This is a genomic window from Azohydromonas lata (genome assembly GCF_034427735.1).
Lineage (GTDB): Bacteria > Pseudomonadota > Gammaproteobacteria > Burkholderiales > Burkholderiaceae_C > Azohydromonas > Azohydromonas lata.
On record NZ_JAXOJX010000235.1, the window covers coordinates 1 to 338 of the forward strand.

The 338-nt window shown below is 64.2% G+C and carries 1 protein-coding gene; it reads right to left on the minus strand.

Annotated elements, in window-relative coordinates; translation table 11 throughout:
• The coding region (locus SM757_RS35190; protein WP_322468894.1) for an NAD(P)/FAD-dependent oxidoreductase at positions 1-338 on the minus strand (338 nt) is incomplete at both ends.

Below are 338 nucleotides of genomic sequence, written 5' to 3' on the forward strand. Positions count from 1 at the left end.
ATCTTCTCCTGGACTTCCGCGGCGTTGAGCACCTGGGCATCGATGCCTTGGAGCCGGTTGGCGTTGACGCGGCGCTCGATGTCGCGCATGTCCTGCAGCGTGTGGCCCAGGTTGAACACGCCGCGCTGGCTGAACATCACGTTGAAGTTGAGGTCCTCGGTCAGGCCCTCCCACAGCTTCATCGCGTGCTCATAGATGAACGCGGCCTCGTCCCACAGGTAGTTGGAGCGCACGATGGTGGTGTTGCGCGCCGTGTTGCCCCCGCCCAGGTAGCCCTTCTCCAGCACCGCGATGCGGCCCACCTTGTGGTTCTTGGCCAGGTAGTAGGCCGTGGCCAG